The 616-nt window shown below is 62.8% G+C and carries 1 protein-coding gene; it reads right to left on the bottom strand.

Annotation, left to right across the window (positions count from 1 at the left end):
* The coding region (locus NTD87_RS10115) for a bacteriophage T4 gp5 trimerisation domain-containing protein (protein ID WP_410017480.1) at positions 1–616 on the bottom strand (616 nt) is incomplete at both ends.

The raw sequence follows: 616 nt of genomic DNA, 5'->3' as shown, positions 1-616 counted from the left end.
TTTTTCGCACTCTTCACAGAACGGCGCATTGCGCTTGAGGGTGTTGATCTGCGCCGGGGTCAGCACGGCGCCGGCCTGGTCGGCGTCGGCTTGCTTGAGTGCGCCGGGCATCAGCGGTGCCGCTGCCGTGCCGCTACCCGGACTGCCACCGGAGTTCATGTTGATCGCCGGCCCGCTGAGGGTCACGCCGCCGGCGTCGATCTTGATGAAGCTGCCGCCGCCCTTGAGGGTCAGTTCGCTGCCGGCTTCGAGCACCACTTTCAGGCCGCTGCTGAGGTGGATTTCCTGGCCGGCTTCGATGAACTGGCCGGTGCCGATTTTGATGTGCTGGTTCACGCCGACGGTCAGGTGGTCGTTGGCGCGGGTTTCGACTTTGCGGTCTTTGTTGACGGTGTGGTGTTCTTCGGCCTTGAACTCGCTGTAGCTGTTGGCCTCGACGGTGTCGTGGCGTTCGTTGCCGACGCGGATCTTCTGGTCGTGTTCGATGTTTTCATCCCAGTCGCGCTGGGCGTGCAGGAAGATCTGTTCCTGGCCTTTCTTGTCTTCGATGCGCAGCTCGTTGTAGCCACCGCCACCGGGCGAGCTGAGGGTCTTGAAGGTGCTGCGGGTCTTGTTC

This window comes from Pseudomonas sp. 6D_7.1_Bac1 (assembly GCF_025465945.1).
Lineage (GTDB): Bacteria > Pseudomonadota > Gammaproteobacteria > Pseudomonadales > Pseudomonadaceae > Aquipseudomonas.
This window is presented reverse-complemented; position numbering and strand designations above follow the sequence as displayed.